General features: G+C 39.9%; 20 protein-coding genes. 5 read left to right on the forward strand and 15 right to left on the reverse strand.

The features are described 5' to 3' along the window. Window positions 1–21: 21 nt before the first annotated feature. A complete protein-coding gene (locus VB732_RS02810) occupies window positions 22–444 on the forward strand; it encodes a hypothetical protein (RefSeq protein WP_323229295.1) in 423 nt (140 codons plus the stop codon). Between the two features lie 161 nt (window positions 445–605). Here VB732_RS02810 and VB732_RS02815 read toward each other — a convergent pair whose 3' ends face one another. Next, the gene (locus tag VB732_RS02815) at window positions 606–794 is read right to left on the reverse strand and encodes a hypothetical protein (RefSeq protein WP_323229296.1); all 189 of its coding nucleotides are present in this window, start codon (window positions 792–794) and stop codon (window positions 606–608) included. A 56-nt stretch (window positions 795–850) separates the two neighbouring features. Here VB732_RS02815 and VB732_RS02820 point away from each other — a divergent pair, with 56 nt between their 5' ends. The 3 genes from VB732_RS02820 to VB732_RS02830 are packed head-to-tail and all read left to right on the forward strand — an operon-like array spanning window position 851 to window position 2,088. Next, window positions 851–1,267 (forward strand): XisH family protein, encoded by a 417-nt coding sequence (locus VB732_RS02820; protein WP_323229297.1) that lies wholly within the window; start codon window positions 851–853, stop codon window positions 1,265–1,267. Continuing rightward, window positions 1,255–1,596, forward strand: coding sequence for a XisI protein (locus VB732_RS02825; protein WP_323229298.1), 342 nt, complete (start codon window positions 1,255–1,257; stop codon window positions 1,594–1,596). The genes VB732_RS02820 and VB732_RS02825 overlap by 13 nt, the downstream gene beginning before the upstream one ends. An 18-nt stretch (window positions 1,597–1,614) precedes the next feature. Next, window positions 1,615–2,088 carry a hydrogenase maturation protease gene (locus tag VB732_RS02830; protein ID WP_323229299.1) on the forward strand — a complete coding sequence of 158 codons (474 nt, stop codon included), beginning with the start codon at window positions 1,615–1,617 and terminating at the stop codon, window positions 2,086–2,088. 16 nt (window positions 2,089–2,104) lie between these two features. Here the strand turns inward: VB732_RS02830 and VB732_RS02835 are convergent, their stop codons facing one another. Genes VB732_RS02835 through VB732_RS02845 form a run of 3 tightly spaced genes read right to left on the reverse strand, consistent with a single transcriptional unit; the run spans window position 2,105 to window position 4,235 of the window. Further along, entirely contained in the window at window positions 2,105–2,479 is a 375-nt protein-coding gene (locus tag VB732_RS02835; protein WP_012407183.1) for a hypothetical protein, read from the reverse strand. An 18-nt stretch (window positions 2,480–2,497) separates the two neighbouring features. Beyond that, a complete protein-coding gene (locus VB732_RS02840) occupies window positions 2,498–3,784 on the reverse strand; it encodes a nitroreductase family protein (protein ID WP_323229300.1) in 1,287 nt (428 codons plus the stop codon). Next, window positions 3,747–4,235: an ankyrin repeat domain-containing protein gene (locus VB732_RS02845; protein WP_323229301.1), complete on the reverse strand. Its 489-nt coding sequence runs from the start codon at window positions 4,233–4,235 to the stop codon at window positions 3,747–3,749. Before VB732_RS02845 ends, VB732_RS02840 begins: the two co-directional genes overlap by 38 nt. 650 nt (window positions 4,236–4,885) lie before the next feature. Between VB732_RS02845 and VB732_RS02850 the strand changes: the two genes are divergently transcribed. Beyond that, entirely contained in the window at window positions 4,886–5,095 is a 210-nt protein-coding gene (locus VB732_RS02850) for a molybdopterin-binding protein (protein WP_323229303.1), read from the forward strand. 304 nt (window positions 5,096–5,399) lie between these two features. Here VB732_RS02850 and VB732_RS02855 read toward each other — a convergent pair whose 3' ends face one another. The 11 genes from VB732_RS02855 to VB732_RS02905 form a co-directional block, all read right to left on the reverse strand. Next, entirely contained in the window at window positions 5,400–5,651 is a 252-nt protein-coding gene (locus tag VB732_RS02855) for a FeoA family protein (protein ID WP_323229304.1), read from the reverse strand. A gap of 104 nt (window positions 5,652–5,755) precedes the next feature. Beyond that, the gene (locus tag VB732_RS02860; RefSeq protein WP_323229305.1) at window positions 5,756–6,055 is read right to left on the reverse strand and encodes a 2Fe-2S iron-sulfur cluster-binding protein; all 300 of its coding nucleotides are present in this window, start codon (window positions 6,053–6,055) and stop codon (window positions 5,756–5,758) included. A gap of 229 nt (window positions 6,056–6,284) precedes the next feature. Further along, the gene (locus tag VB732_RS02865; protein ID WP_094327427.1) at window positions 6,285–6,656 is read right to left on the reverse strand and encodes a HesB/IscA family protein; all 372 of its coding nucleotides are present in this window, start codon (window positions 6,654–6,656) and stop codon (window positions 6,285–6,287) included. Between the two features lie 54 nt (window positions 6,657–6,710). Further along, window positions 6,711–7,520 carry a HesA/MoeB/ThiF family protein gene (locus tag VB732_RS02870; RefSeq protein WP_323229307.1) on the reverse strand — a complete coding sequence of 270 codons (810 nt, stop codon included), beginning with the start codon at window positions 7,518–7,520 and terminating at the stop codon, window positions 6,711–6,713. Between the two features lie 10 nt (window positions 7,521–7,530). Beyond that, window positions 7,531–7,848: a nitrogenase-stabilizing/protective protein NifW gene (gene nifW / locus VB732_RS02875; protein ID WP_181928156.1), complete on the reverse strand. Its 318-nt coding sequence runs from the start codon at window positions 7,846–7,848 to the stop codon at window positions 7,531–7,533. Then, on the reverse strand, window positions 7,845–8,045 hold the full coding sequence (locus VB732_RS02880; protein WP_323229308.1) for a CCE_0567 family metalloprotein: 201 nt from the start codon (window positions 8,043–8,045) through the stop codon (window positions 7,845–7,847). Before VB732_RS02880 ends, nifW begins: the two co-directional genes overlap by 4 nt. A 77-nt stretch (window positions 8,046–8,122) precedes the next feature. Beyond that, window positions 8,123–8,599 carry a NifX-associated nitrogen fixation protein gene (locus VB732_RS02885; RefSeq protein ID WP_323229309.1) on the reverse strand — a complete coding sequence of 159 codons (477 nt, stop codon included), beginning with the start codon at window positions 8,597–8,599 and terminating at the stop codon, window positions 8,123–8,125. Then, the gene (gene nifX, locus VB732_RS02890; protein WP_179071803.1) at window positions 8,596–9,009 is read right to left on the reverse strand and encodes a nitrogen fixation protein NifX; all 414 of its coding nucleotides are present in this window, start codon (window positions 9,007–9,009) and stop codon (window positions 8,596–8,598) included. Before nifX ends, VB732_RS02885 begins: the two co-directional genes overlap by 4 nt. A 191-nt stretch (window positions 9,010–9,200) precedes the next feature. Then, window positions 9,201–10,538, reverse strand: a complete 1,338-nt coding sequence (gene nifN / locus VB732_RS02895; protein WP_323229310.1) for a nitrogenase iron-molybdenum cofactor biosynthesis protein NifN — start codon at window positions 10,536–10,538, stop codon at window positions 9,201–9,203. After that, complete coding sequence (nifE, locus tag VB732_RS02900; protein ID WP_323229402.1) at window positions 10,538–11,920, reverse strand: nitrogenase iron-molybdenum cofactor biosynthesis protein NifE; 1,383 nt, start codon at window positions 11,918–11,920, stop codon at window positions 10,538–10,540. The genes nifN and nifE overlap by 1 nt, the downstream gene beginning before the upstream one ends. Window positions 11,921–12,026: 106 nt before the next feature. Further along, window positions 12,027–12,374, reverse strand: coding sequence for a Mo-dependent nitrogenase C-terminal domain-containing protein (locus tag VB732_RS02905; RefSeq protein ID WP_181928153.1), 348 nt, complete (start codon window positions 12,372–12,374; stop codon window positions 12,027–12,029). Between the last annotated feature and the right edge of the window lie 80 nt (window positions 12,375–12,454).

Genomic DNA, 12,454 nt, shown 5'->3' on the forward strand with positions numbered 1-12,454 from the left:
AGCAATTTACACGGTAAGCTTGTGTCTGATTTAGCGCTACATAATTATCTCCCTCGCGTTCCCGATGCAGCATTGCAAGAATACATAGAATGGTGTGTTTTAGAACAGGCAAAAGCCGCAGAATGTAACTTTACTCCTGATAGAAGTAAGTTAGATAATTTGCCACCAGAAGACTACGTTCCTAAACTTGTCGAGCAGTTCATGAAAGTTAAACCAGACCCAATTAAAGCCGGTTTGGTAGCTGCGATCGCTGGTAAGGAAGCTGACCAACACGCTTTATCCGGTTTAGCGATCGCTGCCGATTTTGTATCTCTTTATGTCAAGTATTTAATTCCTAAAGAAGGAAGTACAAAAGAACAGGCTGAAGAGATATTAACTAAAGTGTCACAAGATCAGTATGATAAACTGAATGAAGTTGCCAAGAAACATGGTGTAGAGTTCTAGTTTCCTGCTGATAATTTAGTTTCTCAGAGGCTTTGTCTGTCTCATCAGTCAGAGCCTCATATTTTGCAGATTATGGCAATAACTCAAAATAATCACAGTGTCTCGGACGAACACGCTCTTGTTAGTAAGTGCAAATAAGAAACTTGTATCCAGGATTGCTGTCATGTACTATCATCTGCTTTAAGACCCCAACCACGTACAGAATCAATCTCATTTTTTAATATATCTTCATCTTGTTCTGAGATATCAGTTTCCGCAGAAGCTCCTAATCCTGCAATAGACATTAGAAAAGAAGATTTATGGTTGTCTACTTCTTTTTTCTTTTGCGATCGCTCCATCACCAACCTCATAATTACATGTCCACTGTGGTATTGCTAGAATATACTTACTATAATTTTGTTACTCTATGCCCGCTAGGGATTACTATCATAATGCTGTAAAAGCAGCCCTCATCAAAGACGGTTGGATAATTACAGATGACCCTTACATAATTAAGTATGAAAATACTAAACTATTTGCTGACCTAGCGGCTGAGAGAACACTTGCAGCTGAACGCAACGGAACTAAAATTATTGTTGAAATTAAAAGTTTTCTAGGTAAATCGCCAATAAATGACTTTGAAAATGCTTTAGGTCAATATATTCTTTATCGTAATCTGATTAAAGTCACAGAACCTCAATATCAACTTTATTTAGCAATCAAGGAAAGCACTTATGAAAACTTTTTCCAGCTAAAAGCAATTACATTAGTAGTTCAGCAGAATCAACTCTTATTAATGGTTGTAGATGTCGAAAGTGAGGTTATAGTTCAATGGATAAACTAAGTCACTACAGAAATATTATTAAAAATATTCTCATAGAGTATGACCGCCTCTGCAATAGCTCGCCTGATGACGATGTAGAGAGCCTTTTAGCACTTGATGATCAACGCGATCAATATCTATGGTTTCAGATTGGCTGGCAAAAAAATCGCAGAATTAAAGGTATTACTGTACATATTCAGATTAAAAATAACAAAATTTGGATCGAAGAAGACTGGACTGAGGAAGGTATTGCCACTGACTTATTAAACGCCGGCGTTCCTCCAAGTGATATTGTGTTAGCTTTTCATCCTCCCAGCGATCGCGCTTTAACTGAATTTGCAACTGCTTAAACAATTAAATCTTACTCCATGCTAACTATTATCGGTTGCGGCAATCTCAATCGCAGTGACGACGCAGTAGGCGTAATCATTGCCCAACGCTTACAAAAATATCTAGCTGAAAATCCTCATTCTTATGTGCGAGTATATGACTGTGGCACCGCAGGTATGGAAGTAATGTTTCAAGCTAGAGGTAGTAAACAATTAGTAATTATTGATGCAAGTTCAACAGGTTCTGAACCGGGTGCTGTGTTTAAAGTTCCAGGAAGAGAACTGGAAACTTTGCCAGAACCTAGTTATAACTTGCATGATTTTCGCTGGGATAATGCTTTAGCCGCCGGACGGAAAATCTTTCAAAATGACTTTCCTGAAGATGTGACAGTTTATTTAATTGAGGCGGCAAATCTTACTTTGGGACTAGAGTTAAGTCCTGTTGTCAAACATTCTGCTGATTTGGTTTTTGAAGAGGTAGCTGCACTTATCAACCAGAATATTAACTTTTAATTAATCCAAAATCGAATCAAGCCCAATCCCGGTAAACAGAAAGTTCATCTACCCTCATTTCAAAAGGTACGCCTTGACTCTCTGGTGGACAAACACGGATTTTCGCACTGTTAACAATTCCATATAGCAATGTCCCCATTGGCACAATTTTTTGTAAAACACGCCAATTAATAACTTGATCGGGACATTCAATTACCAATGTCAGAGCATTGGCGTGGGTTGTGACATACCACCGACAATCAGATAGCAGATTTTGAATGGTGCGATCGCAAGCGTCATAAAAGTATCTACTAATAGAATCCTCTAATTGCTGTCGCAGTATAATATCTGCCGATGTTGGTTGCATAGGATGTGAGTCATCGCTATTAAAGTAATACATATTTCTAGCCATCTCTCTTTAGCTTCCTGCTTATATTCCAATCACCATTCCATAAAGTACATCTTTATTTGTTTCTAATAATTCTTGGGTTTCATTATCATAATAAGCACCAATTCCACTACACTGTATTCCCAAATAATTACTAGTTAAATAAAGCCTCTGTCCCAGAAAACCAGCTATTTGCATAGCAGTTTGATAGTTTAAATAATCTGACACAAAAAATAAAGTTACAGCACTATCTTTAGCAATAGCCTGATTAATACATAAGTAACCTGTCTTTTCACTAAAATTACCTGTTTTAACCAGATATGTACCTTTATATAACCCAGGTGTCATTCCCTCTACTCGATGCACGACCGAGTAAATTTCTATTTGCTCATAGTTTTCTGTCGGTATTGACTGCTCAAGTTGTTGCACTATATATAAATAATCTTCTTGAGAAATAGCCTCTTTCCGGAAACGTCTAATAGAACGTCTATCCCAAACAACTTGATAAAATTTCTCTTTGTCGAAATCAAATTGAGGATATTCTAATTGCTGCTGGCGATGATTTTGTAGAGTAGTTGCTTGATAAGCATCTTCAATAAATTGATTGGATTCAAAATAATCAGTGCCAGAAACAAAAGGAACTTTCAGCCTTAAGCGTCTGATTTTCTTGTCTTGTATTTCTCCTGATACCGCACAAGCAGTAATAAACTCTTTATTCTCGAATCCCAAATCAGAATTGAGGCTAAGTTTATCAAAGTCAAAAATTAGTTGTATATCTCGGTTGTGGAGATAAGCTGAAGCTGCGATCGCACCTAAATGGTGTCCGCTATCTAAGAAGCAATATCTTATGCTTCTATTTTGATATTTCCAGCTAGACCTATAATAAACACAACTAATTAAAAAGATGAATCCGTTGATACTTTTACCCGGTATAATATAATTCTCTAACCCATCATCAATTAATTCATAGATGAGAGTTAGACAATTATTCTCAACTTCTAGATGGTATATACCATCTACCATTCCCTCAATCCCGCGAACCTGTACGTAAATTTCCGTAGGATACAGAGCGCCTGCTGATGGATTCACCCGCAATTTATAAGGGCCATCTTTATATACTTTTTCTAGTGTTATCGCACTGGTTAACGAGATAAAAGAGTGAACATGATTATTGAGATTTAATTTCACTCTCCGATAAAATTTTGGATAAACTTTAAATGCAGATGGCTGTGTTGAAGCATCTACATAATTTGGATCGAGTTGTACCGATAAATAAGAATGCTTGGTAGCTTCATGATAAGCTTTGCCCGATATCTGACTTGATGGCATTTTTAAGTATCCTTAAAACTTCTACATTGCTGGCAAAATCGATAGCTTTATAATCGTCTAAGTTTTTCAAATATAAGTTAGGATGATGTTGTAAAAGTGACTTGACAACTTCTGTCTTTCCGGCTGATGCTGCGTACATTAAAACAGTTGCACCGTTATCATTCTGGTTGTTAATGTCAACGTTATTAGCTAAGAGTAAATTAATTAAATTGTAGTGATTACCAAAACAAGCAAACCACAAAGCATTGTTGCGATCGCTATTTTGAGCGTTGATATCTACACCTGCATCAATCAGTTCTTTAACGACTGCATACACTCCCTCTCTTGTAGCTTTCATTAAAGCTGTATCGCCATTTTCCCCTAGCTGATTTAAATCCCCAGAGTTATAGCCTTTTGCTATTAGCCATTGAGTTGTTGCTTCACTCAGGTCTTGTCTGTTTAATTGACTCATAATTATTCTTTCAACGTCACACGATTAAGTATTTTCTAAGCAATTTCATGCTTGGAAAACTTAATGGTGGGCATTACCCACCATTATTTTAGAATTTTATACGAGTAGCTAAAGTCTAGTTGTTTACCAAAGTAACTTTTCTAGGTATTTAAAAGTTTGGTAAAACAAAAAAAATCTTTACCCACTACCTACTCCCCGCCTTCACCCAGCAATTTAATTTTGGTTTGTTTGAGTACTAAGTTAACTAGCAACAATTTAGCTTAGTTATATATTATCACTATGATAAGTTTGAATTATGAATCATTTATAAAGATCCCTAGATATATCTAGGAGAAAATATTTAAAAACAATTAAAATGCAGTATTTTTTACAATCTAATTTCATTATCTAGACTAATAGCATATAGAATTTTTGCGAAAATAGTAGATTATTATGTAAGTTCTCCTGGCTTTAAGAATAGTCTTAAGCACACTGTTTTGCTCAAACTTGATGCTACATTTACATTGAATATTGTGTTTAATAAACTTGAATTATGATATTGAGATTTACTTTTTACATCTGAGACTTATTAAGAAATTTAAAACATTTTCTTTTTTCAAGCCAAATTTGCTATCTTTTTTAAGTAGAAATAAGCAAAACACAGGCAAAACATGGAAATTAGCGCTCGTAATTCTCTAAAAGGTACTGTAAAAAAAGTTGTGCCTGGTACAGTTAACACTGAAGTAACTTTAGAAATTGCACCAGGAGTAGAGTTAGTGTCAATAATCACAAAATCATCAGCAGAAAAGCTGGGGCTTACAGAAGGCAAGGAGGCTTATGCCGTGATTAAATCATCAGATGTGATAGTTGCTGTTGAGTAAAAATAGGCAAGTTGCCTTTTCTTGCAAGCGGCTTTAGCGCTAATATCGAATTGCATTTATATCTCTCAATTTAATGACCTCACTCCTTGAATTAATATAGGAGTGAGGTCAATTTAATTCGTAATTGCTATGTATAGTCTTAATTAAGAAGTCAAAAAAATTTGTCCAATAAAATATTATTTATTATATAGCAGTCCTAAATCATTCGTAAACAATAAGATCCCCGACTTCTCAAAGAAGTCGGGGATCTGAGTCTCTCGATTTTCACAACTTATTTAAAATCGCTATATATATTTTAATTGTTTCAACTATCAATAATGCGGACATAAATAGCTTGGATGCTTTTTGTATCTAGTGCTAAAGATGTATTTTCTATTTTAATAAGGAATGATGGAAAGTTTTGTTCTAAAGTAATAATTGTTCCTGGTGTTACCCCTATTGATATCAGTTCGTTTAAGATTCTTTCATCCTGACTTTTACAGAAGGTGACGATTCCTCGCTCTCCTGTTCTCAATAATTCTAATGAACAGCCAGTTACACTAAAGGGGGTAAACATTTGAATTATAAATTAAGAATTTTGAAGGGAAGAAGGAAGTATATTTTCATCCTTCATCCTTCATGCTTTATTTGGTTGCCAAAGACAGCAACCAAAGTAATACTTTATACGAGATACGCTTCTTGATGTGTCTTAATTGTGCAATTAGAACGGGGATAAGTGACACAAAGTAGAGCGAATCCCTTAGAAATCTGTTCGTCATCCAGGAAGTTTTGATCTTCTTGATCAATTTCACCTTCAACGACCTTGCCAACACAACTAGAGCAAGAACCTGCTTGACAAGAAGCTGGCAACTCAATACCACTTTCTTCTGCTGCGTCTAAGATGGTGGTCTCTTCGTCAACTTCAATTGTGGTGTCGAGGTCTTCTTTTTTGTTGATTAATCTAACTTGGTAGGAAGCCATTTTCAGATTCTCCTCAAACGTTATACAGTTGGTCTAATTGCCGAATTTTTTGAGTAACCTATCCTACTTTTTGCTTCCTTTCTTCTTACGGAGATGCTAAGTTTAGTAGGCTTCTCTATAGGGGTAAGGGATGCAAGGCGAACGAGAAAGCTATCTCAAGAGCATTGAAACTCTGCGGAGTGCTTCTATGGGAAGCCTTTACAATTGACTTGGCGCTAACGGAATGATGTTAGCTGCAAGGTACACCAGTAGGCGTACCATCGTCTGTTTTGAAGGACTTTCCACAACCGCAGGTATCAGTTGCATTGGGGTTGATGAATTTAAAACCGCTTTCCATTACTCCCTCAACGAAGTCAACGATAACTCCGTCTAATAACGGCGCACTTTTGGCATCAACGTAAACCAGCACTTTGCCTTGCTGACTTACTAAATCATCTGGTTGGGGCTTGCTGGTGATATCGATCGCATATTCATAGCCACTGCAACCACCATCTTTTACCGAGATGCGGACACCTTTAGTTGCGCCATTAGCATCGGGTGCGGAACCTTTAAGGAATGCCCGCAGATGAAATTCTGCTTTTTCTGATAATATAACGGCCATTAAGTCTCCTGATTTGTAGCGATTAGTTGTTCTGATTTCAGGTGGGGACGAAAATTAACTATTTTGTGCAATACCCGTGGCTGTGGGTTCCATCGAATTGGATTGCGCGTGTCTCCAAGGCGCACTATTACCGCATACTGGACAAGAGCGATCGCGGTGAGAACGGCGTTTAGCAAATTCCATCCGATTTAGGTCGATTGTCAGCAATTGCGACAATAGAGGCTGACTAAACCCGGTGATCAGCTTGATAGCTTCCAGTGCTGTTAGACAAGCTAGGGTTCCAGAAACAGCGCCTAGAACTGAAAAGCCGCGCTGATCCCAATCAGGTTTTTCTGGAAACAGACAAGATAGACAAGGAGTCACACCAGGAATAATCGTTGTCAGGTAAGCCTCCATCCCATTCATTGCAGCTTCCACCATTGGCTTACGCGATCGCACACAGGCTTCATTTAACAAATTGCGCTCTGTAAAATTGTGGGCGCAATCAAGAGCCATATCAGCAGATTGCACTAACGAATCTACATTTTCCGGGGTGATGTAATCATGAACAATTTCCACTTGGACATCAGGATTAATCGCATCCAGAGTTTCTTTAGCTTTGAATACCCTTGGCTTACCTACCCAATCATCAGTCATGAGAACCTGACGATTCATATCATCTAGCCGCAAGTCACCACCCCGGACTAGGATTAGCCGCCCAACGCCCGCTACTGCTAAGTAAAGCGCCGCCGTACCGCCTAATCCCCCCACACCTGTAACCAAAACTGTCGCTGACTTCAGGCGTTTCTGTGCTGTTTCGCCAAAGTTCGGAAGCATCATTTGGCGACGATAGCGTTCTAATTCGGTAGGCGTTAGGTTAACCAATTTATACCTCCTAATCAGAAGTGATTTCTGTCAGTGTGACTACATTTTTCGGCTTGTCGTTAAACACTTTGAACAGCTTTTGTTCATAAGCTGTCGATTCGATAAATAGCTGATAAGCTTTTTGCAAAGCCAAAGAATATTGATTTAATTTCTCTTCTTGACTCAAGTCAGGAGAATTATCATCAATTTCCTGGATATGTTGAGAAAACTTTTTCAGAATATGTAGACGATGCACATTCACAACTTCTAAGTCGTAGGACATATTAAAGAATTGAAAAAATTCTTCTGCATCTACGAGCTTCTTGAATTCATCAATAGTTCCAGTCATTTAGCATTCTCCAATTGTTTCAGATGTTGCTTAAGTTCATCTAACTGGCGATAGATTTCATAAGTTGCGGCGGCAACATCCATAAGTTGTTTGTAATCTGTTGGCAGACCTTCAGCTAAATCATGCAGATCCATCTTCATTTGACCTGCTTTGCTGTTAAGCCGTCTGATTTTTGCTTGTAGTTCCTCAATAGTCATTTGTCCTTTGTCCCTCATCTGTTGTCATTAGTCATGTGTCTTTTACTAATGACCAATGACCAATGACCAATGACTAATTAAATTTTGCCAACTTCAGGAAAGCGCTTCGCCAAATCAAGACCTTTTTTGACGTAGATTTCTCCCTCTTCTGCTAATTTTTCTAGCGAGTCAAAGCCAAAACGATGAGCATCTCGCAGGGTTTTCACAGTTAGCAAAAGACGGCCAGAAAAAACTAGCGCCCAGCCAAATCCTTCATGGCTCAAATCAACTACAACCTGGGATATTAAACCTGTTTCTTGTTCAATCCCAGCCGCTACAGCCCGAAAAAATGCCATAATCCGGGCTTGAGTCACCGCATCAACTTCGCCCTCAACGGAGATTTCCCGTTTCTTTTGTTTGGTGACAATAAAGGGTTTGAGAATCAACTCATCCGACCAAGTACGATAAACTCCATAACTGTCTTGACCACGGATTTGTTTAATTAATACCTTAAGAAAAGGTGAGTTCAAGACTTCAGTTGTAGCGGTTCCGTTAACACTATTATTTGCGGTCATACTGTTGCTTCGTCTTCAATTTCATCAGCAAAGTTTGTGGTTTTTGGCTGTAAAGCTTTACGCAACCAAGGTGGAGGATTACCTTTGAGGGTTTTGACTAGCTTGTTTAGCACTTCACTAATTTCTTCTTCTTCCGATCGCGCCTTCACTGGGGTGACACCTTTCTTGATTAACCGAGCGGCGGCGCTACCACCAATTGCTGTTACATAAACAATCGTACAGTCGCCTATTGCCTGAAGTTTTGGGTTGATTTTATCTTCATTCCCATCTTCTTTGAGTTCGCCTTCAAAATTGAGGGTTTCTACGAAGTGATATCCCTCATCGGAAATTTCGTAAACATCAATCATTTTTGCCCATCCGAAGTGAGCATTAATATGAACTCGGTCACTCGTCGTGAAGGCTATTTTCATTGTAATTCTCCTCTCTAAAGTTTTGAATTTTGAAGCAATACGGTTCAGTTAGTAATATTTAGTCTCGGAAGATCCCCCCAACCCCCCTTAAAAAGGGGGGCTAATTTAAGGCTTGCTCTATTCCCTCCTTTTTAAGGAGGGTTAGGGAGGATCAATTCTTAACTGAACTGTTTTGAATTTCAAGTGTGAATTCAAAACTCTGCGCTCACAGTTCCGAACTCTTGGAACTGTTTAACTCTCGCTTCTTCTGCCTCTAAAAATAGGTTGCCGATGCCAAATAAAAGCTCCATCGTGCCTCGATAGCCAACTTTAGTAAATTGACCATTACCTAAACGGTCATAAATGGGCAATCCTAAACGATAAAGAGGAATCGAAAGCCGTTTTGCGATCGCACCGACATTCGAGTTACCAATCAGCAAATCAGAACCACCTGCTAGACTCTCAAAGTCTTCCAAGTCGCCGATGGTAATACTTTTAACCGGGAGTTTTTCTAAGAGGTGCGATCGCGTGGTTGTCACCACAGCATGAATTTGCGCTCCCATCGATTGCAAGAAATGCACGGTTGACCACAACAAATCTGGTTCTAGTGCCAAGGAAACTCGTTTTGCACCGAAGTAAAAGTGTGTGTCCAGCATCGCATCTTGCAACTGACGACGTTGGCGGCGGTATTTTTCGGGTACGCTATTACCGCTCAGAATCGCCAATGCTTGGATAAATTCATCTACTGGTTCCAATCCCGTCAGTTCGCCAAACACCTCATAAGGTGTGCCAAAGCGTTCTTCCAGAATCTTGGCAGCCCCCCGCATACTTTCACCCAATGCCAGGGTAAAAGCGGAACAACCTACTTCTCGTAGCTGTTTTAAGGTAGTTCCACTAACTGTAACCGCACTATAATTATCCTCTAAATGTCCATCTAGAGAAGCGCCAAGGTCAGGTACAAAGATTGGCACTAGTCCAAAGGACGTGATTATCTCTTTGATTTCCTGTACATCCCCAGGTGTGAAGGCAGAACCCGCCAAAACTGTGACTTGTTCAGTTCTGAGTCCACCCGCGCGAGGAATTTCCTTAACTATGCTTTCCACAGCAACAGCAAAACCATCCTGCAACGCACCTTTAAAATCTGGGGTAGGTGCAAAAACGATCGCTAAATCATTCAATTCTGGATGGCGATCGCGGATTTCCTTAAGAAAACCTTCAATGTCATCGCCTCTAGTTTCCGTTAACCCAGTACTACATAAACCAATAATTTCTGGGTTAGCCTTTTCCACCAGAGTCAGAATTGCTTGCTCCACATTCTCTTCACCACCCAAGATTGTAGTAACTTCCGTCATCGCTGTGGTAGCAAGGGGAATCGCTTCCCGGAAATGCCGCACTAGGACAACTTTGGCGAAAGCAGTACAACCTTGGGAACCGTGGAATAAGGGCATTGTCCCTTTCAATCCCAAAAAGGCTAAAGTTGCGCCCAAAGCTTGACTTTGCTTGAGGGGATTAACTGTCAGTGCTTTGTTAGAAGTGGTAACGATCGCCATTAAACTTCCTCCTCTTCTTCCCAAGGAGCGGGTTTGCGTATTTGTTCCCAAATCGGGCTATACAGTGCTTCGTACAGTTCCCGCGCCATTTCAATCATTCCCACATAACCTGCATAAGGATGATGGCGTTCTTGGTTGATATCAAGGAAAGGAATCCGAGCTTTCAAAGCTGTGTATTGGTTACGTCCACCAGCAATCAGCATATCTGCGCGAGTGTCTTTAACCAGTTGTAGCAATTCTTGAGCGTTGCCTTTCTCTAGCATGATGCCATCGTTGCCAATCAACTTCTTGATTTTGGCTTTATCTTCTTCAGTACTTTTCCGAGTACTAGTAGCAACAACTTCAATGCCTAAGTCTCTAGCAGCCGAAATAATCGACCAACTCTTAACACCACCTGTATACAACACAACCCGCTTACCTTTGAGTCGAGCGCGATAGGGAGCTAGTGCCAAATCTAAAGCAGCCGTTTCTTCTGCAATTAACTTTTCTGTCCGCTCTTGTAAATCAGCGTCGCCTAATTTAGCGGCGATGTTTCGCAGACAGCGATTCATATCATCGATGCCGTAGAAAGACTCTTCAATGTAAGGGATGTTGTAACGCTCCTCCATCTTTCTCGCCATGTTTACCAGCGCTCGTGAGCAGATCATGACGTTGAGCTTGGCGCGGTGGGCGTAGCGAATTTCATTGTAGCGAGCATCGCCCGTAATTTTAGACAAAATACGGATGCCTAATTTTTCTAGCAGTGGTGTTACTCCCCACATTTCACCGGCGATGTTGTATTCACCGATTAAGTTAATATCATAGGGCGTTGTATGTTCCGGTTCTGCTGTTCCGACAACATATTCTAATAAAGATTCACCGCCAAAACGGTTGCCCAGATTTTTACTGCCAATGAATCCTGGAGCAATGACGGGAACAACAGGAGTACCAATTTTCTCAGCCGCAGCTTTGCAGACAGCATCGATATCATCGCCAATTAGGGCTGTAACGCAAGTGGCATAGACGAATACTGCTGCTGGTTGGTAGCGCTCGTGAAGTTCCAAAATTGCTTTGTAGAGTTTCTTTTCGCCACCGAAGATGACATCATTTTCACCCAAGTCTGTGGTAAAGCCCATTTTGTAGAGTTGAGGGCCAGACGACAGACTACCACGACTGCCCCAGGAATTACCAGCACAGGCGATCGGCCCGTGGACTAAATGAGCAGCATCTGCGATCGGCACTAGAGCAATCATTGCACCATCAAAGGCACAGCCCCCTTGAGCCGCGCCAGGTTGTGCCTGTTGAGCGCATGATTTGTTTTTCTTTTCTGCTTGTTTGTGCTGATTATGCTCGCATCCTGTCTCAGTCAGCAGCTCGTTGATTTTTCCTTGGGTGCTTTTCATCTCTATTCTCTTAATTGTTAATTGTCCTTTGTCATTTGTCATTTGTCCTTTGAATAACTAACAACTAATGACTAATAACTAATGACCAATGACCAATGACTAATGACTAACAAATGTATTTCGTGACATCCTCTCCACATACATCAGCGAGGTAAGATAGAGCGCGAAAACGCAATCCTACAAATTCGTCATATAAAGGATTGAGTTTACATAGTGGTGGGATATCAATAGTCTTCCCAAATAATTTAATTTGTCGCTCAAAGGGACAACAACAAGGAATTGTTTGGCAAATTAGATGAGCGATGCGATTATTTTTAACCTGAATTTCATCCACCACACGGCGTAACGGATTAAGAAGATTGTGGAACCATCCTGGTTTTTTCTGATTAGGTGGATGGTAATTAGGATGAGGATGAGTGTGAGTGTGTTCGTGAGTGTGATTGATGGTTTCCATTTATCAATTCCTTGGGTAAATGCTATCAAGAAAAAGGGGAGTTGGGGATTGGGTATTGGGGATTGGGGATTGGGTATTGG

The organism is Nostoc sp. UHCC 0252, from assembly GCF_034931145.1.
In the GTDB taxonomy this organism is placed as follows: Bacteria; Cyanobacteriota; Cyanobacteriia; order Cyanobacteriales; family Nostocaceae; genus Nostoc.